The organism is Labrenzia sp. THAF82 (assembly GCF_009363435.1).
Taxonomy (GTDB): domain Bacteria; phylum Pseudomonadota; class Alphaproteobacteria; order Rhizobiales; family Stappiaceae; genus Roseibium; species Roseibium porphyridii.
In genome coordinates this window covers 2,206,362-2,229,138 of record NZ_CP045354.1, presented here as the reverse complement: position 1 = coordinate 2,229,138, position 22,777 = coordinate 2,206,362, and the positions used below count along the sequence as shown (strand labels likewise).

Here is a 22,777-nt window from a genome sequence, read left to right as displayed (position 1 = left end):
CGCTCAAGATTTAAGCGGCTGTCACGTCAGGATCGTTTCGAGCTTCCTAAGGTGAGTTGCGACACGCGTTCGGACATCCTCCATGTCCTCCGGCGTCCAGCTCATAAATCCTTCACCGCTCTTCATGCCGAGCTTTCCGGTCTCAACCAGATCACGCAGATAGGGTGAAGGAGCTGGCCGATTGTCGAGGTCGGCCAGAACATTTTCATGAATATCGAGTGTCAGGTCCGTGCCCACGAGATCGGCATTTGCGAGCGGACCGAGAACCGAAAGTCGGCGCCCAAAACTGGCATTGACAACTTTGTCGACGGCCTCGGCAGTGCAGACGCCACTTTCCACCAGATAAATGGCTTCACGCCACATCGCATGCTGAAGACGATTGCCGATAAACCCGGCAACATCCTTTTCAACTCGCACCGGCGTCTTGCCGACAGAGGTCAGCAGCTCGACGGTTTGTTCGATGGTTGTTTCATCCGTCCATAGCGTCTTGATGACTTCAACAAGCGGTATCAAGTGAGGCGGGTTCCACCAATGGGTGCCCAGTGCACGGTCTTGATGTTCCAGGTCCGCCATGATCGTAGTGATCGGTATGACCGAAGTATTGGACGCAAAAACGGCATTTGGGGATGCATACTGCTCCACTTCCTGGAACAAGGCTCGCTTAAGCTCAGGTTTCTCAGGGGCCGCCTCGAACACGAAGTCTGCGTCGCACACGCACGCGTTGATCTCTTTGTGGGCCGAAATACGGTCAAGAACATCCGCAACCTCGGCGTTTTCGACACCCAGGGCATCAAGGCTTTTGGAAACACGTTCAGGCAAAGCGTCAAGACCGGCCTGAAAGGCATCGAAGACATTGACCTTGTGTCCTGCTCGGGCAAAGGTCAGCGCAATACCATGCCCCATCAGCCCAGCGCCAAGTACGGCTATTGTGAAAGATCGCGCCATCGTTCAGCCCGCCGTGTAGCCGCCATCGGCGTAAAGTATGTGACCGGTGTAGAAGTCCGATGCATGCGATACCAGAAACAACAATGGCCCGATCAGATCTTCCGGTTCACCCAGGCGCCCCTTCGGTACGCGGGCGATAAAACCTTTGCGGAAACCCTTGGCCGTATCGTCTTCCTCGAACATCCATGCTGTCAGCGGAGAGCGGAAAACAGTTGGAGCAATGGCGTTGACGGTGATGTTCTCTTCGCCAAGTTCGCACCCAAGAGCTTTGGTAATGCCGTCAACGGCAGCCTTTGACGCGCAATAGGCTGTGTATCCGGCCGGATGACCAAGCAGGCCGCGCGCGGATGAGACCAGCACGATCTTTCCGCCGGTAGGCTGCTGCTTCATCTTTTTGGTGGCAGCCCGTGTCAGAAGCCAAGACTGAGTCACGTTGGCTTCCATCACGCCGTCGAAATCCTTTGGAGTGAGCGTATCGATCTTCGCGACCTTGTTCATGCCTGAAGCAACAACAAGTATATCCAGCGACCCAAAGCGCTCGACCGCAAGGTCGGCAAGACCGTCGCAAACTGTCTCATCAGTCGGACGCACGGCCTTTGTGACGACATCAGCGCCAAGTTTCTCACATTCGGCAGCCACTTCGTCCAATGCCTTCTCGTTGGCTGCTGCCAGGACCAATTTGCAGCCCGCCCCCGCAAGGGCTCTTGCAGCGACTGCGCCAAAGGCTCCCGAAGCGCCAGTAATCAGCGCAACCTTGCCCGAGACATCAAACAATCCCAGCGGGTTCTTCCAGGCATTACTCATGTCTTTGCCTCCGACGGATACGGGATCACGACAAGCATCGTGCACACCAGGTTTGAGCGGTTCTCGATGGTACGCACTTCATTCGGTGCGATGGTGCAGCTGTCGTACTTTCGCAAAACAGTCTCTGCGCCTTCGGTCATCACGGTCATCTCGCCCTCCAGGACCACGTAGACCTTTTCGAAGGGAGTTGAGTCAGGCCCCGCCCCTCCACCAGGCAGGAACTGGCTTAGCCCGACCCACTGGTTCTCCGGACCACCTTCTTCGAACCCCTGCAACCGCAAACCGACCACATCCCGGTGATTTGGCGCTTCATAAGGGGCAGCGTCTTCAAAGCGTTTCACATGCATTGTCACCCTCCCGAACCTTGTGCATGAAGGTCGCCCACAACGGGGCGGCCCGTGATGAAGGATCAGAAGGTTTCGCCTGCCTCGATGCGATACTGTTGGCCGCGGTCGATCATCGCCACAAGGCGGATGATGCACCCATCGCCCCGGTCCCAGTTCCATGGGAAAAATGCAAACGTGCAGCGTTTTCCAGTGACTGCATCAAGATCGCCGCCAACATTTTCAATGCCAAGGATACCGTTGCTGAACAGCTTGTTGTGAACCGGTTCCCACTCGGGAAAATCGTCTTTCCAATCGCGGCCGCCGGACCACTCAAGATACTCCTGCTCCAAATGCGGCAGGATTGGGCCGTTGCGCTGCGGACCGATAGCCGTCGCAAGCGGGTGGTCGTTTGCCTGGGTATCGTGACCAACAACCTTGATGCCTTTCTCCACGATCCAGTCGGCGGCGGAAGGCACGAGGCCGGGACAGTAGGCAAAGTAGTCACCATCCTCATATTGCTTGTGCCAGCCCGTGTTGATGATCAGGACATCGTTCTTGCGGATTGCATGGCCACAAGCCTTCTCCAGGTCGTCGCCCGTGATCGGCTCCCACTTTTCCTTCGGCACCGAGACAACCAGCCCGGACCCGAAAAAATGAGGCAACGGCACTTCGTCGATGAACGGTGTTCCGGGAACGACATGAGCCGGTGCATCGATGTGCGTCGTCACATGCATCGTGGTGGTGATTGTCTGGGACAGCACACCGGACTTGGCCATGTAGTGCTTCCGCTCAATCTGGACATCTTTGAAATACGGCCAGTTCGGGCACTGAAATCCATAGCGGTGCGACAGGTTATAGAACTCGACGCCCATATCGTTGTTCAGGTTTTCCTGAAACTCGATCCCGCGAATCATCACTGACATTTTTGATCCTCCCGAAGGCCAGCGCCAATCTGTATTGCTTTACGGTACGAGTGTATCATAATGCGGTCAAGTGTTTTCTCGACACGACGCGTATATTTGCTATATGCAGACAGTATCACGCTGCATTAGCATGCGATTCCAGACCGGAGCTGGACTAGGAACACGGCGGAAAAAGTCATGAATATCGAAAGGAAAGCGCAATCAAATCAAGGCGTTCAAGTTATTTCTCGAGCAGCCGAGATTCTGCGGATTCTGAAAAAAGACAACTCCGGACTAAGCCTTGGCGGCATAGCTGAGCGCGTACACCTGCCCCGCTCTACGGTACAGCGTATCGTGAATGCGCTCATCGCCGAACGTCTGGTCATGGCAAGTTCTGCCGAAGGGGGGCTAAGGCTCGGGCCGGAAATCCAGTCGCTGGCCGCAGCTGGCCGGATCAATATGGCCGAGCTCATTCGGCCTGTCTTGGTCGACCTCTCTTCAAAGACAGAAGAGACCGTTGACCTGGCCGCATTTAGGGAAGACCACATGGTCTTCGTTGATCAGGTGATTGGTTCCCATCGCCTTAGAACCGTCTCTGCCGTTGGCGAAGTCTTTCCCATGACAACAACAGCCAACGGCAAGGCTGCACTCTCCTTGTTCGAGGACGATGCACTCGTTGCAATCGCAACACCGGAATTGAAAGCGACCGAGGATGACACCAAACCATTGTCGGAGTTCATGCGGGAGATCGAAGACATCCGGCAAACCGGCATCGGTTGGGACCTGAACGAGCACACAGACGGCATTTCAGCAGCCGGTTTCGCCTTCAAGGATCCAATGGATCAGATCTATGCAGTATCGATACCTGTTCCGTCTCACAGGTTCACGCGTCTCAAAGGCGCTCTGGCGGAGCTCCTCCTCCAGGCAAGAAAATCAATCCTGCAGCTTCTCTGATCGAAATAGCTTGACGATCATGCCGGCATCACATTGTTTCACCGGCACCGGTGGGTCAGGTCTGGCCGTCAATCGGATTCGGCCCAGTATAGGACCAGCGATAAGCTGGCGGTGTCGGCCCCTTGTTCCGGCCACCCTGGTTCATTTGCTCCCAGGCATGCGCGATCACACCGACGGACCTGGACAGGCAAAAAAGCCCGCGCGCGAGCTGCCCGGCGAAACCGAGCTCCGCATAGACAACAGCGGTCGCTCCATCGATGTTCATGGGAACGGGTTTGCTCTTCCGGGTGTTCAGGATCTTTTGGATTGCCCGTCCGATTTCGGCAAACCGTCCGCTCACAACACCGTCCGCAGCGGCCGCGTCCACAAGACCTAGCAGGCGTGGCGCTCGCGGATCTTCTGGCTTGTGAAACCTGTGGCCAAAACCTGGCACGAAAACGGTCCGCTCGGCCTGCCAACGATCAATCATCTTCGCAGCGGCCTGATCAAGGCCAACGCCGTCTTTCATGGCATCATCAATCCAGCCATAAAGTTCTACAGCCTGTTCACCCGCCCCCCCGTGAACGTCGTCGAGCATATTGACTGCAGATGCCATTGCACCGTTAAGACCAAGGCCGCAGGTAACCGCCATGCGCGCCGCGGCAATCGACGGTGCCTGCGGACCGTGATCAACCGCCGCAACGAGAGCGCACTCCAAAAGCTTTGCCTGTTCGGGCGTGGGCAAGTCGCCTCTCGTCATCAGCCAGATCATTTGAGGAAAGGTGACGTTGCCGATCAGCTCTTCGATCGGGTGGCCGCGTAGCCGTATCTGCCCGGGCGCCATGTCTATGATGTCTGTCGTCCACCAATCGGATACATCTTTGCCTGCGCTGCTCATAGTGCACCGTCGCTTCGAAGGTCTTCCAGCTCCTGGCTGCTGAGACCAAGCTCACCCCAGATTTCATGATTGTGCTCGCCAAGAAGCGGCGGCGGTGCGGACACCTTGGGTGCATCACCATCCAGCTTTATCCCGGTCGTCGTCACGGCGATGTCCCGATCGACACCAGGCACCTGCTGAAACGTGTGCAGGAAGCCTCGATCCGCGATTTGCGGCATTTGCAGCACTTCTGGAACGGTCAGGACAGCCCCGGACGGCACACCGATGCGATTGAGTTCCTTCGCCCAATCACGCGCTGGGCGGGTTTTCAGAACGACCTCTAGCTCAGCTTTCAGCGCCAGACGGTTCTTCTTCCTGTTTTCGCGCGTCGCGTAATCAGAGTGCTCGCGCAGTTCACTCAAGCCCAGATGATCGGTAAGCAACACCCACTGCTCATCCTTGTTGGCTGCAATGTTCAAAAGACCGCTGCCTGCCTGGAAGGCTCCTGAGGGAGCTGACGTGACGTTCTCATTGCCGTTCGCTGCGGGTTCAACACCAGCATTCAGGTAGTTGGATACCACCCACCCCATGGTCGCGAGCACCGATTCAAGCATGGAGACATCGATGAAGCTGCCCCTCGGCGAAGCATTCAACGCTGAAGCGACCGCAAATGCAGCGGTAATTCCGCCGACAGTGTCGGCGACCGGGTATCCAACGCGTAATGGCGCGCTTTCGCTGTCACCGGTGATCGACATGACACCGGAAGCTCCCTGAATGATCTGGTCATACGCCGGGCGATGGACCCAGGGTCCATCCTGTCCGAAGCCGGAAATGGCGCAATAGATCAGTTCAGGTCGCTCTTTCTTGAGTGCATCGTAACCAACCTGCAATCGGTCCATAACACCGGGACGAAAGTTTTCGACCAGCACATCTGCGGACCTGACGAGCTTGATGAAAAGCGCTCTTCCCTTCGGGTGTTTCAGATTGACAGTGACGGATTTCTTGCCCGCATTCTGCGCAAGAAAAGAAACACCCATGCCTTTCTCGTTCAGATCGGGATCAGCGCCAAGATTGCGGGCCAGATCGCCTCGGCCCGCGGCCTCGACCTTGATTACTTCCGCCCCAAGATGCGCCAGATGGTGGCAGCAAAATGGGCCGGCAAGAACATTGGTCAGGTCGAGGACCCTAATCCCTTCAAGCGGTTTCGACACCTGATGTGTCCCTTCGTGCTGCCGTTATCAATCGCCGTCAGCGACACCTTCCGCACGCAGGCGTGCACGACGGGCTCTGTAGCCGGGCAGAACAACAAGAACAACGGCAAGGATCAGCAACCCGAGCGTCATCGGCCGTTCCCAGATAAATCCGACACCGTCGTAAAGCTGCATGGCACGGGAGAAGTTATTCTCAAGCAAAGGCCCAAGAATGAACCCGATCAGCAAGGGAGCCAATGGATAGTCTGCAAAGCGGAACAGCGTTGCACAAATCCCGAAACCGACAAGGAGAAGAAGCTCCGTGGCGTTGTTCTGGCCGATATAGGCGCCCATCAATGTGAAGAACAGGATGAACGGGATGAGATAGTTGCGCGGAACCGCCAGAACCTTTGCGATGTAAGGGATCAGCGGCAAGTTGAGGATCAGAAGAACCAGATTGCCAAGATACATGGAGATGATGACGGCCCAGAAAATCTGAGGTTCATCGACCATCAGGCGCGGACCTGGACTGACATTAAGCGCGATCAACGCACCCAGCAGGATTGCAGTTGTTCCTGAACCGGGGATGCCCAGTGTCAGCAGCGGAACAAATGAACCGGTGCAGGCGGCATTGTTGGCGCTTTCAGGAGCAGCAATGCCTTTCACTGAACCTTTGCCGAACTCTTCCTGCTCTTCCTTGTTCGCGATGTTGCGCTCAACCGCATACCCGAGGAAAGAGGCAATCGTCGCCCCTGCGCCGGGCAGAACACCGATAAAAAAACCCTGGAGCGACTGCCGGCCGATCACCGGTGTAATCTTACGCGCTTCGTCCTTGGTAATCCGCAAGTTCTTGATCTTGCCACCATCACTGCCGTCGCCGGTTTTTGAACGTGCAGGGTCAAGCACAAGGAAAATGGCTTCAGGGAGCGCGAACATCGCCATGGCAAGCGTGATGAAGCCAAAGCCGGACTGGAGATCCATGACGCCCATGGTGAAGCGCGGCATATTGAACAGAACGCCTTCGCCGACCGTTGCCATCATCAGTCCGAGGAACGTCATCAGCAGAGCCTTGCCGACTTGGCCGGTGCCGGCAAATGCCGCAATCGCTGACAACCCGACAACCATCAGTGCAAAATATTCAGACGAATGAAACAGCAGCGCGACGGAGGCCAGCGCCGGAGCAAACACCATCAGCAGGATCGCACCGATGGTGCCCCCCGCAAACGAGGAGATCGCGGCAACCGTCAAGGCCTTCCCGGCCTGCCCCTTACGTGCCAGCGGATAGCCGTCGAAGGAGGTAGCAACAGTCGAAGCGACGCCTGGAGCATTGATCAGGATCGAAGACGTCGAACCACCAAAAACCGCACCATAATAAACGCCAGCAAGCAGAATCAGTGCAGCTGACGGATCACCGATTGTGATCGCGACCGGGATCATGATGGCAATGATCGACATCGGGCCAAGCCCGGGCAGCATGCCGATGAACGTACCGATCAGACAGCCGCCTACAACCATCATGATGTTTGTGAATGTGAAGGCCGTTGCGAGGCCCGTCAGAAGTCCTTCGAGCATCTCAGCCTCCAATCAGAAAAGACGGGAATGGACTTAAGAAGATGCCCAGCACCACGTCCACAAGGTACCAGACCGTACCGGCAGCAATAGCGGCGACAACGATCATCATGACATAGCGGCGCTCACCGAGAATGAAGCTGCCAACCGTGAGAAAAAGAAAAGTGGAGGTTAGGAACCCAAGCGGCCGCAGCAGCAACGCATAGGCAACCATCAAGCCCAACAGGAGAAGCGCCTGGCCGACCTTGTACTCATGTAGACGCGACAGATTGATGTCTGCAGCGTCTTTCTTGTCGGGGGATTTTTCCAGACCGAGCAAGATGCTCAGCGACAGAAGAATTCCGCCAATGGCCAAGACTTTGGGAAAGCTTGAGGGCCAAATTGGGCTGCGTTGCATGATCGGCGGCAAAAGCGCGTCCATGGTGAAATAAGCTGCATAGCCATAAGCCAGACAGATCAACAAGATGACCAGTGCTAGCCAGCGATCAAGCGCCATCGTTCCCCCCACATTTTTTGGATTGGGCGGCACGTCCGGGAAGTCCCGGACGTGCCTTGCGTTTCAGCTTTGCTGAACGTCGATCAGAGGAAGCCGAGCTTCTTCATCAGATCGCCGATGGACTTTTCCTGCTCTTCAAGGAAAGAGCGGAAGTCGTCGCCAGGATTGTGGATGTTCACCCAACCGTTGCGAGCCCGAACTTCTTCCCACTCATCGGTTTCGTACATCTTCGCAATGGCATCCTGGTAAGCGGCCAGTTTGTCCGCCGGAAGACCAGGTGCAGCGAAGAAACCGCGCCAGTTGACGAAGGTCGTGTCATTGCCCTGCTCGACCATGGTCGGGGCATCTGCATAGGCGTCGACGCGTTCAGGTGCAGTCACACCAATGATGCGCACTTCGCCTGCCTTGGCCAATTCAACGGCTTCTGAGAAGCCGGTGGAAACGGCCTGAACTTCACCGGAAAGCAGACCAGCCATGGTCTTGCCGCCACCGTCATAAGGCACGTATTTCATCGCGACCGGATCAGCACCGGCTGCCTGGAACACCATTGCGGCAACCAGATGGTCCATGCCGCCCGGCACAGAACCTCCACCAATCGCGGTCCCGGCAGGATCCGCCTTGAAGGCTTCGATCAGACCGTTGACGTCCTTGATATCGCCGTCGGCAGGCACCACGAGAGCCGCATAGTCACCGATTGTGCCGGCAACCAGAGTCAGATCACGGAAGTTCTGCGGGAACACACCGGTCAGCGAGCGGATCACGATCGGCGTGGAGTTGACCATGAGCGTGCCATGGTTGCTGTCCGCGTTTTCAATCAGGAAGCCGATGGCCTTGCCGCCACCGCCGCCAGACATGTTCTCGTAAGATGCCGTGCCGACGAGGCCTGCCTTCGTTAGCGCTTCACCGGTGCCGCGTGCTGTGCCATCCCAGCCACCACCTGCACCGCCTGGAATCAGGAAGTGGATGCTATCGACAGCCGGTTCTGCAAAGGACGGGGTTGCAAATGAAAAAGAGACTGCAGCAGCAGCCAGAACGACCCGACGGGTCATTTTCAAAAGTGTCATATTTTCCTCCCAGACACGCTGGGGCTTAACGAGCCCCTTGCAAACATTAAAAGTATTGGGAAAGCTGACAGGAACCTGTCACGCTACCAAAAAACAACGACAAACGGCTAAATTGGCATGCGCTTCCTACTGATCGAGGACAATGAGAAACTGGCTAAGGCCATTGTCGAACGGCTGAGCCTCGACGGTCATGTCGTTGATCATGCACCTGATCTGGAAACGGCCGCCGCCTGTTTGGCCAGCACCGGTTATGAGCTCATTCTGCTTGATATCATGCTTCCCGACGGGGATGGACGCACGTTCCTGGAAAGGCATCGCACAGGCGACAATGACACTCCTGTTATCGTTCTGACGGCGCGTTCTGAAGTATCGGACCGCGTCCGGATGCTCGACCTCGGTGCCGACGACTACATCACCAAACCCTTCGACTTTTCCGAACTCGAGGCCCGTTGCAGGGCCGTGCTTCGTCGAAGACAAGGCGCATCGCGCAACCAGAAAACCTTCCAGGATGTTGTGTTTGATCCGCTTGCAGGAACCGTTGCGGTTGCCGGAAACGTCTCCGACCTCAGGAACCGGGAACTGCGGCTGCTCGAAGTCTTTTTCTCGGCACCCGACATGATCTTTTCAAAGTCACACCTGGTTGACCGCCTGTTCTCCTACGACGAAGACGTTTCTGAAAATGCGATTGAGGTCTATGTGGGGCGCGTCCGCAAGAAGCTACAGGGAGGGCGCGTCAAGATCGAAACTGTGCGCGGTGTTGGCTACAGGATGACGGCCTCATGACAGCCGTCCGTACACGAGGTTCGCTCAGAAGGCGGCTTCTCCTTCAATTGCTGCTTGTCGCGGCCATTCTGTCGGTTGCGCTCTATTTCACGGTGCGTGCACTCGCCCAGCAGGCGGCTGAAATCACCCAGGACAACATCCTGATTGCCTCGGCAACTGCAATTTCGGAGGCCGTTCGCGCCGAACGCGGCCAGATATTGGTCGACGTACCCTATTCAGCCTTGTCGATGCTTGGATCTATAGCCGAAGAACGAGTGTTCTACCGCATCACCGCAGACGATCTGACTGTCACGGGATACGATGACTTGCCGGCACCTTCTGCCACTTTTGACGCTGGCAATCCGGTTTTTGCAACAGCCATCTACCGCGAGGACGAAGTGCGCATCGCAGCGCTGCCAAGACGTTTGACCGTGGGCGATGAAACAGTCATTTTGACGGTGCTTGTCGCTCAAACCCGGCTGGGACTTGCTGCTGTTTCTCTGCAGATCTCGATTGCTGCGGCTGCGGCTGGTATTGGATTTTTCGTTCTCTCAGGGGCACTTAGCTGGTTTGCGACCAACAATGCCATGCGGCCATTGAACAGGCTTGCCCAGTCGGTTGCGCGCCGCGGCCCGCAGGATTTGAGCCCGGTCGAAACGTCGGCCCCGACCGAGCTCGTACCCTTGCTACAGTCCCTCAATACGTTCATGGGCCGACTCAGCGCCTCACTGGCGAGAACCGAAGACTTCATCGCCGAAGCAGCACATCACGTGCGCACACCGCTCGCAACGGTCAGAACACAATCAGAGATCGCCATGCGCAGCGTCCGAAAACCGGAAAACAAACAGATCCTGCGAGAAGTCATACGCGCTGCAGACGAGAGTTCGCGCTCTGCAGGTCAGCTGCTTGATCATGCGATGGTCGCGCTGCGGTCCGACAATCTTGAGAAGGAACGCCTCAATGTGAAGGAGCTCGCTCAGGATGTGATCAGGTCAATCAGTCCGACTGCGGACTTGAAGGATATAAGGATCACCTGCTCTGGTTCGGACACAATCGGCTCGGTTGAAGGTGACCCGATCCTGTTGCAGAACGCGCTGCGAAATCTCCTGGACAACGCTGTGAAATACTCGCCGGAGGACAGCGTCATCAAGGTGGAAATCCTGCAATCGGGATCAAGTGTCAGGGTCGATGTCATCGACGAGGGCCGTGGTCTCGGTGACGGCGACCGGAAACACCTGACCGAGCGCTTCGGCAGAGGTGACAATGTCCGCGACATTATTGGCTCCGGCCTCGGGCTCACCATTGTCGAGGAAGTCATGCGCGCTCATGGCGGCACGCTGGAACTGTCTGACAACCCGGAAAAGAGAGGCACATGCGCGTCCATATCCTTACCATTGGCCTGATCGCATCGTTCTGCGCCCTGATCACGACGGCAAGCGCATTCGTTGCCGAAGAGGAGCGCCTGTTTGAGGTCGAAAACCGAACGGCAACACTCAACATTCTGTCGACGGGCGACCTCAGTATCTTCGCACCGCTCATCGAGGCTTATCAGGCACGCAACCCGGGCATTGAAATCCGTTATGTCACCGCTTCCAGCAGCGAGTTGATGAAGGCACTTTTTGAAGAGAATGCGGAATTCGACATTGCGATGTCATCGGCAATGGACCTGCAGACTAAACTCGTCAACGACGGCTTTGCCTTACGCCACGTGTCAGCGGAAACCAGCACCCTGCCCGACTGGGCCAAATGGCGAGATCGTCTGTTCGCCTTCACCCAGGAACCAGCGGTCTTGGCCTTTTCCAAATCTGCATTTGAGGGATTGCCGACGCCGACCAACCGGGACGAACTGATTGCGCTGCTGCGCGAGAACCCGGACCGCTTCAACGGCAAGGTCGGGACTTATGACATAAGGGAAAGCGGGGCTGGGTACCTTTTTGCCACGCAAGACTCCCGACAGTCGGAATCCCTCTGGCGAATGGCCGAGGTGATGGGCAGATTGAACGCGCAGCTTTATTGCTGTTCAAACCAGATGATCCGGGACGTTGCCGACGGACGACTGGCGCTCGCCTATAACGTTCTTGGTAGCTACGCGGCGGCACACCTTCCAGACAACCCGGATCTCGATGTCCTGCAGTTCAACGATTTTACCACCGTCATGTTACGGACGGTACTCATTCCAAAGACGACCCAGGATGTGGACCTGTCCGGCCAGTTCATAGACTTCCTGGTATCGGGTTCCAACCGTGAGCTGATCGAGGAATTGACCGGTTTGCCTGCGATTGATCCAGGGGTCTTACAGCGTGAGGCTGCCTTCCGCCCCATCCGTCTCGGTCCGGGCCTGCTCGTTTATCTTGACCAGCTCAAGCGTCGCACATTTATCCGCGCCTGGCTGAACGCCATGGTGCAGCCCTGAAATCGACAATAGAAAAATTTGAACCGCTCTTCGGCGAAAGACACCCTCCAGATAAAAGCCGGACCTGCTTCGGATCTCAAAGTTGAAGCGGTTCGTCAGAGACCAGAACTCCGTCTTCGTCGCAGTAAAGGCACTTCCCCGGTTCAAAGAAAGCACCGCCGAACGCGACGGGTACATCGATTGCGCCCTTGCCGGTCTTTCCCGAACGAACAGGGCTTGTTCCCAAGGCTTTGACGCCGATCTCAAGATCAGCCAAAAGATGGCTGTCTCTCACCGCACCGTTTACGATAATGCCCGCCCAGTCATTTTGGATAAGCCGCTCCGCCATCCGATCACCAAGCAGCGCAGTACGGTTGGAACCGCCACCATCCAGAACGATGATGGCGCCATTGCCTGGTTGAGAAAACAACGCCTTCTGAACCAGCTTTGTATCATCGACCATGACCGCCGTCCTGATACGGCCAGAAAACCTGCGTTTGCGTGCGAAATCCCGGAACGGCAACTGAACGAAAGTTACCTTCTCCGGATAGGCATCGTTCAGATCGCACGTTGCGAAACAAGCCAGGGCTTCGCTCACGGCTCTTGCCCGAGTAAGGCTGCGGGGTAAAGGACCGCACCTTCCATGATACGCCTTTGAGTGCGAAACGTTCCGGCCGTGACCGCTTCAGGCCCGAAGGCACCTGTCCGCACATCCGCTGTCACGGTAAGAACTCCGGATGGCGTCCCTATTCTCAGATCTTTTCCCTCAATCTGTGCAAGTTCCTGAACCAGCGAGCCCGGCACCTGAGCGGCAACAGCCGTGCACATGCCGCCCGTCAGTGTAATCGCGCGATGGAAATTACCCATCGAGATCAGCCGGACGTTGATGTCATGCGTTTCCGGTCCATGCCTCGCACCATCCAGAGACGTAAACTCAGAAGAGCCGCCGAGGATCGCCACCTTCGGCGTCGATCGTTTGACCTCGCTGAAGGACCCTTCCATGCCCATGGCGACAGCGCCCGCGCAACGCACATTCTCCAGGCGCGCCATCAAACCGGCATCTGCATCAAGTTGTTCAGGCAACTTGGAGGCAGATGTGCCTAGATCCGCCGCGCGGACATAGACCACTGCATTGGCTGCATCGATCAGAGACACCGTGACCGGACCAATATCCGCCACTTCGATTTGATCAACGACATGACCGCTCGGAAGCAGTTTTCCGGTGGCCGCCCCTCCCGGCGTCAAGAACTCAAGCACCACCGGCGCTCCCGTTCCTGAAACACCCGGTATGGAAACATCGCCCTCTTCGACAGCCTTACCGTCCCGTAGGGGAAAACGGGCATGATACAACCGGTCGGTGTTGGTGTCGTAGATGCGTACAAGAGCATCGGATTGCCCGGGCGCAAGTTCGACCATGCCCTCATCGACGGCGAATGGGCCAACACACGACGCCATGTTCCCGCAAGCCGATCCGTAGTCGGCCAGAGCTTCGTCAACGGCGATCTGAACGAAAGTATAGTCGACATCCGCATCGTCGCGATCCGAAGGGCGGACAATGACAACTTTGGAGAGCGATGACAGACCACCGCCCATGCCGTTGAGCTGGCGGCCATACGCGTCCGGACTGCCAAGAACATGCAGAAAAATCCGATCACAAAGGGCACGATCGGTCGGCAGATCCGCACCGTTGAACACCACTGCCTTGGAAGTTCCGCCCCGGTAAAAGGCAGCTCGCAACCGATTCTGCATCAGGCTGCTCCTGCAAGGAATGACCGGAACGCACGTGGCAATAGTCCGCCGGCGGCAAACGTTGCACGCTCACCGTCATTGTAGAGCCGCAAATCCAGAGGGGTTGTTTCGGCACTGCTATCCTTGCGATTGATGGTCAGCGTTGCCCCGGTGAGGTCCTTGTCGAACGCAATATCAAATGTCTCGCTACCATCAAGGCTTAAGGTCTTGCGCGTGACACCATCTGGAAAACACAGTGGGGCGATGCCCATATTGACCAGGTTTGAACGGTGGATCCTCTCGAAACTCTCAACGATCACGGCTCTGACACCGGCAAGCCAAGGCGCTTTTGCAGCCGTGTCTCTTGAGGAGCCGCAACCATATTCCTTGCCGCCGATCACAACAAGTTTCTGGTCTCGCTCGAGATAGGTCTGGATGGCCTTGAACACCGAGGTGACTTCGGCCTCTGGCTCGATCCTTGCCCAAGAGCCTTCCTTGTCCGGTGTCATTTCATTGCGCAGTCTGTAATTGGCAAAGGTCGAACGCACGACGACGTCGGAGCATCCGCGCCGGGTTCCGAAGGAGTTGAAATCGCGGGGAGCGACACCTTGTTTCTGAAGGAACTGGCCAGCTTCAGATTCCGGAGTGATGATACCCGACGGCGATATGTGATCCGTCGTCACACTGTCACCCAGAATAACCAGAGGCCGAAGGCCCAAAATAGGCGCAACCGGTGAAGCGTCACGCTCGATTTCGCGAACGAACGGCGGGAAGGAAACATAGGTCGACGGAACCCAGTCATAGGTGCCGGCATCCGTCTCAAGTGCGTTCCACTCGGCATTCACGTCGTTGATTGCAGCGTAGTTTTTGTTGAATTCATCCGGCGTGACAAACGTCTCGACGATCTTTGTAACTTCGTCAGCGCTGGGCCAGAGGTCGGTCAACATGACCGGATCGCCGTTCTGGTCGCTGCCAAGCGGCTCTAGAGTGATGTCCTTCAAGATTGTGCCCATCAAGGCGTAAGCCACGACCAGGGGCGGAGACGCGATCATGTTGCGCGACGCAAGCGGGTGGATCCGCCCGGCAAAATTGCGGTTTCCCGACAAAACGGCGATGCCCTTCACATCATGCGCCTTGATCGTCGCTTCATGCGCAGGATGCAGCGGCCCGGACATGCCGTTGCAGGTCGAACACGAAAACGCGGCGACCTCGAAGCCAAGTGTGTCCAGCGAGCTTTGCAGTCCGCTCTCCTTTAGGTACTTCGCAACCACCCGGGATCCAGGTGCCAGAGAGGTTTTGACATGCGGCGGGACCTGCAGCCCTCTGGCAACCGCATTTCGGGCCATCAGGCCGGCTGTGACCATGTTCCGCGGATTCGCCGTGTTGGTGCAGCTGGTAATTGCCGCGATGATCACATCGCCATCGCCGATATCATGCGCTTCCCCTTCGACCTGAACCCGGCGCTCGGTTTCACCTTTCAATTTCAGTCGCTCGGTCGCATCCGACAAATCAATCCTCTGTTCAGGGCGCGACGGGCCTGAAACCGAACGCCCGATCCGGCTGAGGTCAATTTCGACGACTTCGTCATAGTCAACAGCGCTATCAACTCCTTCCAGCCAAAGGTTCTGCGCCCTGCAATAAGCTTCCGAGCGCGCAGCGCTTTCATTGCGCCCCGTGTCGTTCAGATACCCGATGGTGCGCTCGTCAACCGGACAAAAGACCATGGTCGATCCATATTCGGGTGCCATGTTCGCGATCGTTGCCCTGTCGGCAACGCTCAAGGCGCGGTACCCTGAGCCGAAGAGTTCAACAAATGTGTCGACAACGCCAAGTGCCCGGAGTTTTTCGGCAACGACAAGAGCAATATCGGTCGCGGTGATGTCGTCCGAGGGCGCACCGGATACTTCCAGCCCGATAACACGCGGCACGTTGACCGGAGTTGTCTCGCCGAAAAGAATGGCTTCCGCCTCCAGTCCACCAATTCCCCACCCCATGATACCCAGAGCATTGATCATTGGCGTATGGCTGTCGGTGCCAAGACTGGAGTCGGGTACCAGAAGATCGGCATCATCCTGAGACGGCAAAACGGTTTGGCCGAGATACTCAAGATTGACCTGATGGCAGATACCACCTCCCGGCGGAATGACCCGCAAGCGGGGAAATCGTGTTTCACAGGCCTTCAGAAAGGCAAATCGTTCACGATTGACTTCAAATTCACGGTCCATGTTTTTCTGGAGAGCAAACCTGTCAGCCCAGTGATTGATCGACATGGAATGATCGATCACGAGATCAACGGGCAGGCTCATGTCGACCGTGCCCGGATCACCACCCTGTTCTTCCAGCAGATTGCGCATCGCCATGATGTCGATAAGCGCCGGGATACCGAGCATATCATGCAGCAAAAGACGTGCGGGCCGGAACGGGACGGCGTCTCCTTTGCGCGCCAGAACGTCCAGTGCTGCAGCACCGTCTTTCGAATGGCGGGCCGCATTCTCGGCCAAGAGGCGCAGAGAATAGGGCAGGCTGCGAAAGCCTTCTCCGAGAAGACCGCAATAATCAGCGGCGCGAAACTGTGTGTGGGGGACCTGATGGTAGCGCACTATACCTCTCCTGAATTGGCGCTAGGCTAGACAGTCTTGCCCGGATGCTGCAAGTTGAACCGGACTGCGTTTCACCAGACAGAACGGCCATGACTGCCAATCGCACAGAATCCGTTGAACGCGCGCTGTCGATCCTGAGCGCGTTCTCAACGCAAAAGCCAATCATGACCCTTGCGGAAATCGCCGAGGAAACCGGTCTTCACAAGAGCACGATCCTGCGTCTCACCAATTCAATGCGCATATATGGCTTTATTCAGCGCGACGAAAACGGCAGTTTCAGCGTCGGACCGAGCGTTTGGCGCCTTGGTCTGATTTTCCGCCGTGACTTCACCCGGCGAGAGCATGTGGCCCCGTCTCTAAAGATCCTCGCGGAAGCGACGGGAGAAACCGCATCCTTTTACGTGCGCGCAGGCAATGAACGTGTCTGTTTGTACAGGGAAAATTCCCCAAACCTGTTACGCTTTCATGTTGAGGAAGGCATGCGGCTGCGGCTTTCGACGGGAGCGTCCGGTCTCGTGCTCCGCCGATATTCGGGAGAAGATGTTGGTGATCTTTCCCTCTTCAACGAAAACGGAACGGTGAGTGCCGTCGGACAGACCAACCCCAATATTTCCTCGATATCGACGCCCGTCTTTACTGGGACCAGTGAACTCGCCGGAGCGCTCACCGTCTCCGGTCTCGCCACACGGTTTGATGAGGAGGCGCGTGCCAAGGCAATTCCGCTTCTGGAAAGTCTCGCCAAAAGTCTGACAGCAAATTGATCCTGACAGTTTCACCTGACAGAACGCACTAGAGCACAGCTTGCTTTGTCTTGGCGCGCACAGTACGCCAAAGCCTATGTTCCATTGACCGGAGATCGCTGCAATGATGAACCATGAGATCAACAAAGCGTTTCGGCAACGCCTGAACAAGGGCGACGCGATATTGATGCCCGGTGCAGCAAATGCGCTGGCTGCAAGCGTGATCGACCGTCTCGGTTTTGAAGCGGTCTATATATCAGGGGCCGGTCTCACCAACACGTATCTCGGCATGCCGGACCTCGGTTTCATCTCCCTCCCGGAAATTGCTCAGCACACGGCCACCATCCGCAACACGACTGAATTGCCGATTGTCGTCGATGCGGACACCGGCTTCGGCAATGCTCTCAATGTAAGCCACACCGTTCGCACGCTGGAACGCGCCGGGGCCAGTGCGATCCAGCTTGAGGACCAGGTCAATCCAAAACGATGCGGTCATTTTTCAGGCAAGGACGTCGTCGATTTGAGCGAAGCACGCAGCAGGATCAAGGCTGCCGCCGACGCACGGCAGGATCCGAATTTTTTGATCGTCGCACGAACGGATGCCTGTGCAACCCATGGCTTTGACGCTGCTGTTGAGCGAGCTGAAGCCTTCATTGAAGATGGCGCTGACGTGACCTTTATCGAGGCTCCCAAGGATCTTCAAAACATTCGGGACATTCCCCGTCGGCTGCCCGGCACCCCTCAACTGATTAATCTGGTTGTGGGTGGCAAGACCCCGATTATCGATTTCAACGAGTTGGACCAAATGGGGTTTGGGCTGGTCCTTTATGCAAACGTCGCGCTTCAAGGTGCCCTCAAAGGCATGCATGACGCTCTCTCAATGCTGAAAGTTGACGGCCGGATGGACGAGACCGGCCCGGTCGCAAGCTTTGAAGTCCGCCAGGACGCGGTCAGAAAGAGTTATTATGATGACTTGGAGAAAAAGTATTCGACAGACTAGTCTGCTGTTCTGACGCAGAGGCGTTCGACTTCGGAAGTTTCCCGACTTCGAACAAACATTATAGTCGAGAAACCCCAACTGCAGCGAAATCCTCGTTTCAGTCGCGGGAAATATAAAATGGTGGGCCCGGAGGGACTCGAACCCCCAACCAATCCGTTATGAGCGGACGGCTCTAACCAGTTGAGCTACAGGCCCACGGCACCTGCCGGTTCGCGCCTGCGGCGGCCGATGCGGATCTTCCCTATACCACGGCAATTTTGTCGGGCAAGTGCTTTGCGCAGACATGATGCAAAAGCTCTTGGAAATCAGGTTTTGCGGTCGCGGATTCTTAACAACACACAGCCCTCAAGCAAAAACAGGTTCCGTTCACGAGCTGCTTCGGGTCTAAATGACATCCAAACAATGTCTGTTCGAATCCCTTTCGCGGAGCTGCCATGCGATCCCCGCTCCTGTCCGTTACCTTAAGTGTTTTCCTGGTCCTGATGATTGGTTGGCTCCTTGTCGTCGGCCGGTCGCTGGTGCTGCCATTCGTCATAGCACTGATCGTCTGGTACATGATTAACTCGTTGTCTCATGTCTTTCAGCTGATACCGATTGGCCGCTGGCGCTTGCCCGGGTTTGTCACCTTTACGCTGTCCCTTCTGTCGATCTTCGCTGTCAGCACGTTTGTTCTCGACATTGTCACGGTCAACCTGACCCAGTTGGCTCAAGATGCACCGACCTATCAAAGGCGCCTTGAGGAACTGTTTGATCAGGCTTCCTCGTTGTTTCACCTCAATGATCCGATTGAGCTGAAAGACCTGCTGCCGGAGTCCGTCGTTCCTCGCATGGTAACGGCAGGGGCCAGCTTGGTGACGACCATAGCCGGTTCAGCCAGCCTGGTATTCATCTACGTGTTGTTTCTTGTGCTGGAGCAATCGACCTTCGACCGCAAGTTCGAGAGGCTCTTTTCAGATCCTGAAAAAGCTCAGGCGGCGTTTGCTATTCGGGCAGAGATCAACCGCTCGATCATGCATTATTTTTCGATCAAGACGGCCGTATCAGTCGCAACCGGCGTCCTGACCAGCCTGGTGCTGCTGGCCATTGGTCTGCCCTATGCAGCTCTGTTCGGCTTCATTGCCTTCCTGTTGAATTATATTCCAACCATCGGGTCACTGATCGGTGTGATTTTTCCCAGTTTGCTCGCAGTCGTCTACTACGACACTCTGGCACCATTCTTCGCCATTGCGACTGGTCTTGGGCTGATCCAGTTCGCCGTCGGCAATCTGGTTGAACCGAAGCTGATGGGTTCCAACCTCAACCTGTCCGGACTGGTCATCATGCTCTCCCTCGCCTTCTGGGGTGCCATCTGGGGCGTTGTCGGGATGGTTCTGTGTGTTCCACTCACCGTCATGATCGTCATTGTGTGTGCGAGGTTCGAAGCGTCCCGACCGATTGCCGTGCTTTTGTCTGAAACAGGCGAGGTCGGCTTTGCGGAAAGCAAAGCCTAAAGTGTGCGAAGCTGACTGCGCCCGTTTTGAGAATGAATGGAACATGAACCGGTTAGCCATACCCAGGCCGCAATAAAGAGCGATATCGCCGCCAAATCGGATGTTTCAGAAAGGACCCTTTTTCATGACCTCCCATTTTTTGCAGGCCCCACTCCGGTCAGTCTCATTCTTCCGTCAACTGACGCTCGCAACATTGCTCGTTGTCGCGCCGCTCGCCTCCGGCCCCGTTTCTGCCGAAGAAGCTCATGCCGTTCAGTCCGGCAACATCACCATGCAGGGCCGTGGGTCCGTTGCAGTGGCACCGGACATGGCGGTCATCACCGCCAATGTGGTGACAACCGCAAAGACGGCCGAAGACGCTCTGTCTGAAAATTCTTCCGCCATCGGCAAGGTTATTGATGCCATCAAAAACCAGGGCATAGAGGCAAAGGACATCCAGACCCGCGGCTTTGGAATCTATCCGCGTTATGAGCAGTCCAACAGCAGCTCGGGACGCCAGCCAAATATCATCGGATATGAAATCCGCAATGGTGTGGAGGTCAACGTTCGCGATCTGGCCAAACTGGGTGGCCTGCTGACGCTTGTCGTTGAAAACGGAGCGAATTCAGTCGACAGCATTCGGTTCGAAGTGAGCGACCCGAATGAGAAGCTCGATGAAGCCCGCAAAAAGGCTGTTGAAAATGCGCGCCACAAGGCGGAGGTTTTTGCAGCTGCTGCCGGCGTTGGACTTGGCAACATTCTGTTCATCACCGAAACCTCTACACAGATGCCCCAGCCTTTGATGATGCGGGCTGAGAGTATGATGGCCTCATCTGCTGTTCCGATCGAAGCAGGCGAAACCACAATCAGCGCAGATGTTACCATTCGCTGGGAGATTGATACGAAGTCTGGCGATTGAGACCAGGCTGAGGCGAACATCTATCACCGCGGTTTCGGTCTTGAGTGAACGTCAGGGGCCAAACCTGCGGTGATGGACGTGAACAAACAACATGTTCAACGCGTTCGGAAACACATGTATTCAGCAGATCGTCCTTTAAGAGATCTTGCTGAAGCATTGAAAAATGACGTCAAATTTTCAAGAATGTGAAAGTCGTGCTGCATTTTGTCGGTAGTTCCAAGAGTGTATTTCTGTGACACTGCTTACCCCAACACCGAGCAACCCAGTATCAGATCATGGATGCAGAGGAAAATTCTGAAATTATCGCAATTTTACTTAGTCTCCGGCACCCGCAAAGGCTATTCTAACTTCGAAACAGCCAGTCATCATGACAGCAAATGAATATATCTAAGACTAAATCTAAGGTTGCATTAGGTAAAATCGCTTATATATCTAAAATTTATTTTGCTTCATGTGATCTAGCGAAAGATAGTCTGCGTATTAACTTGTTTTTATTTTTTTCCTCCAGTCTTAATGAAATTGTTGAAACGTCATCTGCGTAAGGGGATTCGCATGTCGATCGTCAATTGGAGCTCAGCTCAGCCTGTTCTGAACGCGTTCAGTCGCTCACAGGCCATGATCGAATTCCGGCCCGACGGCACTATCTTGACGGCGAACCAGAACTTCCTCGGCGCAATGGGATACGCCCTGACTGAAGTTCAGGGCCAACACCATCGACTGTTTGTTGATCCAGACTATGCCGATAGTCAGGAATACCACGACTTCTGGCAAGACCTTGCCAGGGGTGAATTCAAGTCAGAAGAGTTTCTGCGCTACGACAAAGGTGGCAATGAGGTCTGGATACAGGCCTCTTACAACCCGGTCTTCAATCGTGCTGGCAAAGTTGTGAAAGTTGTCAAGATCGCATCCGACATTACGATGCGGAAGGTTCGCAGTGCAGATTTTGAAGGCCAGGTTGACGCGATTAATCGCTCCCAGGCAGTCATTCACTTCGAACTCGACGGCACCATCACGGATGCAAATGACAATTTCACAGGGGCTGTCGGATACACCCTGGATGAAATTGTTGGCCAGCATCATTCCATCTTCGTCGACCCGGACTATCGCCGGAGTTCCGAATACGCGACCTTCTGGGAAGAATTGGGCACGGGCCAGTTCAAGGCGGGTGAGTTCAAACGTTTTGCCAAGGGCGGTCGTGAAATCTGGATACAGGCCACTTACAATCCGATCCTTGACGCGGCTGGGCGTCCATTCAAGGTGGTGAAGTTTGCAACTGACATTACTGCACAGGTGCAGGAACGCGAGCGTCGTGCCGAAATCCAACAGAAAATCGATATTGATCTTTCGGAGATCGGTAACTCAATTTCGGAAGCCGCCGAGCAGGCAACGAACTCGGCTTCCGCGTCTCAGCAGACGTCCTCCAGCGTTCAGACTGTCGCAGCAGCCGCCGAAGAACTGGTTGCATCTATCCAGGAAATCAGTCGCCAGGTGCAAACCGCCCTTGAGGTTTCCGAAAGTGCGGTCAATCAGGCGGAGCAGTCCAGTGAAATCATGTCGGGGCTATCTGAAGATGCCAAGACCATTGGCTCGGTGATCGAACTGATCGATGGCATTGCCGACCAGACCAATCTTCTGGCTCTCAATGCAACAATCGAAGCTGCCAGGGCCGGTGAAGCCGGCAAGGGGTTTGCCGTTGTGGCATCGGAGGTGAAAAGCCTTGCATCGCAGACCAGCAAGGCGACGGAAGAAATTTCCGCACAAGTCAACTCTGTCCAGCAAACGACAGGACAGGCAGTTGATGCCATTGAAGCAATCATGTCGGTGATCCGGAAGATTGGTGAGATCGCAACAAGCATCTCAACAGCGGTAGAAGAGCAGAACACCGTCACCAATGACATATCGTCGAACATGCATTCAGCTGCTCAGGGCGTCGAGCTCATTACGAACAACATGCAGAGCATTTCCGCAGCGACGGCACAGATCAATGCCGCGACCCAAAACGTTCGCGACGCATCCCGCTCGATCATGTAACTGCCTCCCGGTGCTCAGCACGCAACGACA

21 protein-coding genes and 1 tRNA gene are annotated in these 22,777 nt (G+C 55.8%); 9 read left to right on the top strand and 13 right to left on the bottom strand.

Annotated features, from left to right (window positions below; translation table 11 throughout):
• Positions 1-21: 21 nt before the first annotated feature.
• From FIV00_RS10410 to FIV00_RS10395, 4 genes are all read right to left on the bottom strand, one after another.
• Positions 22-945 carry a 3-hydroxyacyl-CoA dehydrogenase family protein gene (locus FIV00_RS10410; protein ID WP_152500680.1) on the bottom strand — a complete coding sequence of 308 codons (924 nt, stop codon included), beginning with the start codon at positions 943-945 and terminating at the stop codon, positions 22-24.
• 3 nt (positions 946-948) lie between these two features.
• Entirely contained in the window at positions 949-1,749 is an 801-nt protein-coding gene (locus tag FIV00_RS10405; RefSeq protein ID WP_152500679.1) for an SDR family NAD(P)-dependent oxidoreductase, read from the bottom strand.
• Positions 1,746-2,096, bottom strand: a complete 351-nt coding sequence (locus FIV00_RS10400; protein ID WP_152500678.1) for a cupin domain-containing protein — start codon at positions 2,094-2,096, stop codon at positions 1,746-1,748. Before FIV00_RS10400 ends, FIV00_RS10405 begins: the two co-directional genes overlap by 4 nt.
• A 62-nt stretch (positions 2,097-2,158) precedes the next feature.
• A complete protein-coding gene (locus FIV00_RS10395) occupies positions 2,159-2,998 on the bottom strand; it encodes a cyclase family protein (RefSeq protein WP_152500677.1) in 840 nt (279 codons plus the stop codon).
• Positions 2,999-3,175: 177 nt separating this feature from the next.
• On the opposite strand from FIV00_RS10395, the gene FIV00_RS10390 reads away from it, so the two are divergent.
• Positions 3,176-3,931 (top strand): IclR family transcriptional regulator, encoded by a 756-nt coding sequence (locus FIV00_RS10390; protein ID WP_152500676.1) that lies wholly within the window; start codon positions 3,176-3,178, stop codon positions 3,929-3,931.
• Positions 3,932-3,986: 55 nt separating this feature from the next.
• Here FIV00_RS10390 and FIV00_RS10385 read toward each other — a convergent pair whose 3' ends face one another.
• The 5 genes from FIV00_RS10385 to FIV00_RS10365 form a co-directional block, all read right to left on the bottom strand.
• The gene (locus tag FIV00_RS10385; RefSeq protein ID WP_152500675.1) at positions 3,987-4,808 is read right to left on the bottom strand and encodes a citryl-CoA lyase; all 822 of its coding nucleotides are present in this window, start codon (positions 4,806-4,808) and stop codon (positions 3,987-3,989) included.
• A complete protein-coding gene (locus FIV00_RS10380) occupies positions 4,805-5,998 on the bottom strand; it encodes a CaiB/BaiF CoA-transferase family protein (RefSeq protein WP_152500674.1) in 1,194 nt (397 codons plus the stop codon). Before FIV00_RS10380 ends, FIV00_RS10385 begins: the two co-directional genes overlap by 4 nt.
• Positions 5,999-6,025: 27 nt before the next feature.
• Positions 6,026-7,549, bottom strand: a complete 1,524-nt coding sequence (locus FIV00_RS10375) for a tripartite tricarboxylate transporter permease (protein ID WP_152500673.1) — start codon at positions 7,547-7,549, stop codon at positions 6,026-6,028.
• A gap of 1 nt (position 7,550) precedes the next feature.
• Positions 7,551-8,042 (bottom strand): tripartite tricarboxylate transporter TctB family protein, encoded by a 492-nt coding sequence (locus tag FIV00_RS10370; RefSeq protein ID WP_152500672.1) that lies wholly within the window; start codon positions 8,040-8,042, stop codon positions 7,551-7,553.
• Between the two features lie 83 nt (positions 8,043-8,125).
• On the bottom strand, positions 8,126-9,106 hold the full coding sequence (locus tag FIV00_RS10365) for a tripartite tricarboxylate transporter substrate binding protein (RefSeq protein WP_152500671.1): 981 nt from the start codon (positions 9,104-9,106) through the stop codon (positions 8,126-8,128).
• Between the two features lie 117 nt (positions 9,107-9,223).
• Here FIV00_RS10365 and FIV00_RS10360 point away from each other — a divergent pair, with 117 nt between their 5' ends.
• Genes FIV00_RS10360 through FIV00_RS10350 form a run of 3 tightly spaced genes read left to right on the top strand, consistent with a single transcriptional unit; the run spans position 9,224 to position 12,281 of the window.
• Positions 9,224-9,889 (top strand): response regulator transcription factor, encoded by a 666-nt coding sequence (locus tag FIV00_RS10360; RefSeq protein ID WP_152500670.1) that lies wholly within the window; start codon positions 9,224-9,226, stop codon positions 9,887-9,889.
• On the top strand, positions 9,886-11,271 hold the full coding sequence (locus tag FIV00_RS10355) for a sensor histidine kinase N-terminal domain-containing protein (protein ID WP_152500669.1): 1,386 nt from the start codon (positions 9,886-9,888) through the stop codon (positions 11,269-11,271). Before FIV00_RS10360 ends, FIV00_RS10355 begins: the two co-directional genes overlap by 4 nt.
• Positions 11,241-12,281, top strand: coding sequence for an ABC transporter substrate-binding protein (locus tag FIV00_RS10350; protein ID WP_152500668.1), 1,041 nt, complete (start codon positions 11,241-11,243; stop codon positions 12,279-12,281). Before FIV00_RS10355 ends, FIV00_RS10350 begins: the two co-directional genes overlap by 31 nt.
• Positions 12,282-12,357: 76 nt before the next feature.
• Here the strand turns inward: FIV00_RS10350 and rraA are convergent, their stop codons facing one another.
• The 3 genes from rraA to acnA are packed head-to-tail and all read right to left on the bottom strand — an operon-like array spanning position 12,358 to position 16,588.
• A complete protein-coding gene (gene rraA, locus FIV00_RS10345; protein WP_173005943.1) occupies positions 12,358-12,858 on the bottom strand; it encodes a ribonuclease E activity regulator RraA in 501 nt (166 codons plus the stop codon).
• A complete protein-coding gene (locus FIV00_RS10340; RefSeq protein ID WP_152500667.1) occupies positions 12,855-14,009 on the bottom strand; it encodes a 2-methylaconitate cis-trans isomerase PrpF family protein in 1,155 nt (384 codons plus the stop codon). The genes rraA and FIV00_RS10340 overlap by 4 nt, the downstream gene beginning before the upstream one ends.
• Positions 14,009-16,588: an aconitate hydratase AcnA gene (acnA, locus tag FIV00_RS10335; protein ID WP_173005942.1), complete on the bottom strand. Its 2,580-nt coding sequence runs from the start codon at positions 16,586-16,588 to the stop codon at positions 14,009-14,011. Before acnA ends, FIV00_RS10340 begins: the two co-directional genes overlap by 1 nt.
• A gap of 89 nt (positions 16,589-16,677) precedes the next feature.
• On the opposite strand from acnA, the gene FIV00_RS10330 reads away from it, so the two are divergent.
• Both FIV00_RS10330 and FIV00_RS10325 read left to right on the top strand, forming a co-directional pair.
• Positions 16,678-17,349 carry an IclR family transcriptional regulator gene (locus FIV00_RS10330; protein ID WP_173005941.1) on the top strand — a complete coding sequence of 224 codons (672 nt, stop codon included), beginning with the start codon at positions 16,678-16,680 and terminating at the stop codon, positions 17,347-17,349.
• 103 nt (positions 17,350-17,452) lie between these two features.
• A complete protein-coding gene (locus FIV00_RS10325; RefSeq protein ID WP_152500664.1) occupies positions 17,453-18,328 on the top strand; it encodes an oxaloacetate decarboxylase in 876 nt (291 codons plus the stop codon).
• 118 nt (positions 18,329-18,446) lie between these two features.
• Here the strand turns inward: FIV00_RS10325 and FIV00_RS10320 are convergent.
• Positions 18,447-18,523 (bottom strand) — tRNA-Ile (locus tag FIV00_RS10320).
• Positions 18,524-18,762: 239 nt separating this feature from the next.
• On the opposite strand from FIV00_RS10320, the gene FIV00_RS10315 reads away from it, so the two are divergent.
• The 3 genes from FIV00_RS10315 to FIV00_RS10305 all read left to right on the top strand — a co-directional run bounded on the left by FIV00_RS10315 (position 18,763) and on the right by FIV00_RS10305 (position 22,747).
• Positions 18,763-19,818, top strand: a complete 1,056-nt coding sequence (locus tag FIV00_RS10315) for an AI-2E family transporter (RefSeq protein WP_152500663.1) — start codon at positions 18,763-18,765, stop codon at positions 19,816-19,818.
• A 124-nt stretch (positions 19,819-19,942) separates the two neighbouring features.
• Positions 19,943-20,716: an SIMPL domain-containing protein gene (locus tag FIV00_RS10310; RefSeq protein ID WP_152500662.1), complete on the top strand. Its 774-nt coding sequence runs from the start codon at positions 19,943-19,945 to the stop codon at positions 20,714-20,716.
• A 552-nt stretch (positions 20,717-21,268) separates the two neighbouring features.
• On the top strand, positions 21,269-22,747 hold the full coding sequence (locus FIV00_RS10305; RefSeq protein WP_152500661.1) for a PAS domain-containing methyl-accepting chemotaxis protein: 1,479 nt from the start codon (positions 21,269-21,271) through the stop codon (positions 22,745-22,747).
• Positions 22,748-22,777: the final 30 nt, after the last annotated feature.

Excerpts from the sequence above, each read along its gene's own strand:
- FIV00_RS10375 (WP_152500673.1), bottom strand. The coding sequence starts at position 7,549 with ATGCTCGAAGGACTTCTGACGGGCCTCGCAACGGCCTTCACATTCACA.
- FIV00_RS10305 (WP_152500661.1), top strand. The coding sequence starts at position 21,269 with ATGTCGATCGTCAATTGGAGCTCAGCTCAGCCTGTTCTGAACGCGTTC.
- FIV00_RS10340 (WP_152500667.1), bottom strand. The coding sequence starts at position 14,009 with ATGCAGAATCGGTTGCGAGCTGCCTTTTACCGGGGCGGAACTTCCAAG.
- FIV00_RS10330 (WP_173005941.1), top strand. The coding sequence starts at position 16,678 with ATGACTGCCAATCGCACAGAATCCGTTGAACGCGCGCTGTCGATCCTG.
- FIV00_RS10310 (WP_152500662.1), top strand. The coding sequence starts at position 19,943 with ATGACCTCCCATTTTTTGCAGGCCCCACTCCGGTCAGTCTCATTCTTC.
- FIV00_RS10370 (WP_152500672.1), bottom strand. The coding sequence starts at position 8,042 with ATGGCGCTTGATCGCTGGCTAGCACTGGTCATCTTGTTGATCTGTCTG.
- FIV00_RS10385 (WP_152500675.1), bottom strand. The coding sequence starts at position 4,808 with ATGAGCAGCGCAGGCAAAGATGTATCCGATTGGTGGACGACAGACATC.
- FIV00_RS10395 (WP_152500677.1), bottom strand. The coding sequence starts at position 2,998 with ATGTCAGTGATGATTCGCGGGATCGAGTTTCAGGAAAACCTGAACAAC.
- FIV00_RS10410 (WP_152500680.1), bottom strand. The coding sequence starts at position 945 with ATGGCGCGATCTTTCACAATAGCCGTACTTGGCGCTGGGCTGATGGGG.
- FIV00_RS10350 (WP_152500668.1), top strand. The coding sequence starts at position 11,241 with ATGCGCGTCCATATCCTTACCATTGGCCTGATCGCATCGTTCTGCGCC.
- FIV00_RS10325 (WP_152500664.1), top strand. The coding sequence starts at position 17,453 with ATGATGAACCATGAGATCAACAAAGCGTTTCGGCAACGCCTGAACAAG.
- FIV00_RS10405 (WP_152500679.1), bottom strand. The coding sequence starts at position 1,749 with ATGAGTAATGCCTGGAAGAACCCGCTGGGATTGTTTGATGTCTCGGGC.
- FIV00_RS10390 (WP_152500676.1), top strand. The coding sequence starts at position 3,176 with ATGAATATCGAAAGGAAAGCGCAATCAAATCAAGGCGTTCAAGTTATT.
- FIV00_RS10355 (WP_152500669.1), top strand. The coding sequence starts at position 9,886 with ATGACAGCCGTCCGTACACGAGGTTCGCTCAGAAGGCGGCTTCTCCTT.
- FIV00_RS10400 (WP_152500678.1), bottom strand. The coding sequence starts at position 2,096 with ATGCATGTGAAACGCTTTGAAGACGCTGCCCCTTATGAAGCGCCAAAT.
- FIV00_RS10365 (WP_152500671.1), bottom strand. The coding sequence starts at position 9,106 with ATGACACTTTTGAAAATGACCCGTCGGGTCGTTCTGGCTGCTGCTGCA.
- FIV00_RS10315 (WP_152500663.1), top strand. The coding sequence starts at position 18,763 with ATGCGATCCCCGCTCCTGTCCGTTACCTTAAGTGTTTTCCTGGTCCTG.
- FIV00_RS10360 (WP_152500670.1), top strand. The coding sequence starts at position 9,224 with ATGCGCTTCCTACTGATCGAGGACAATGAGAAACTGGCTAAGGCCATT.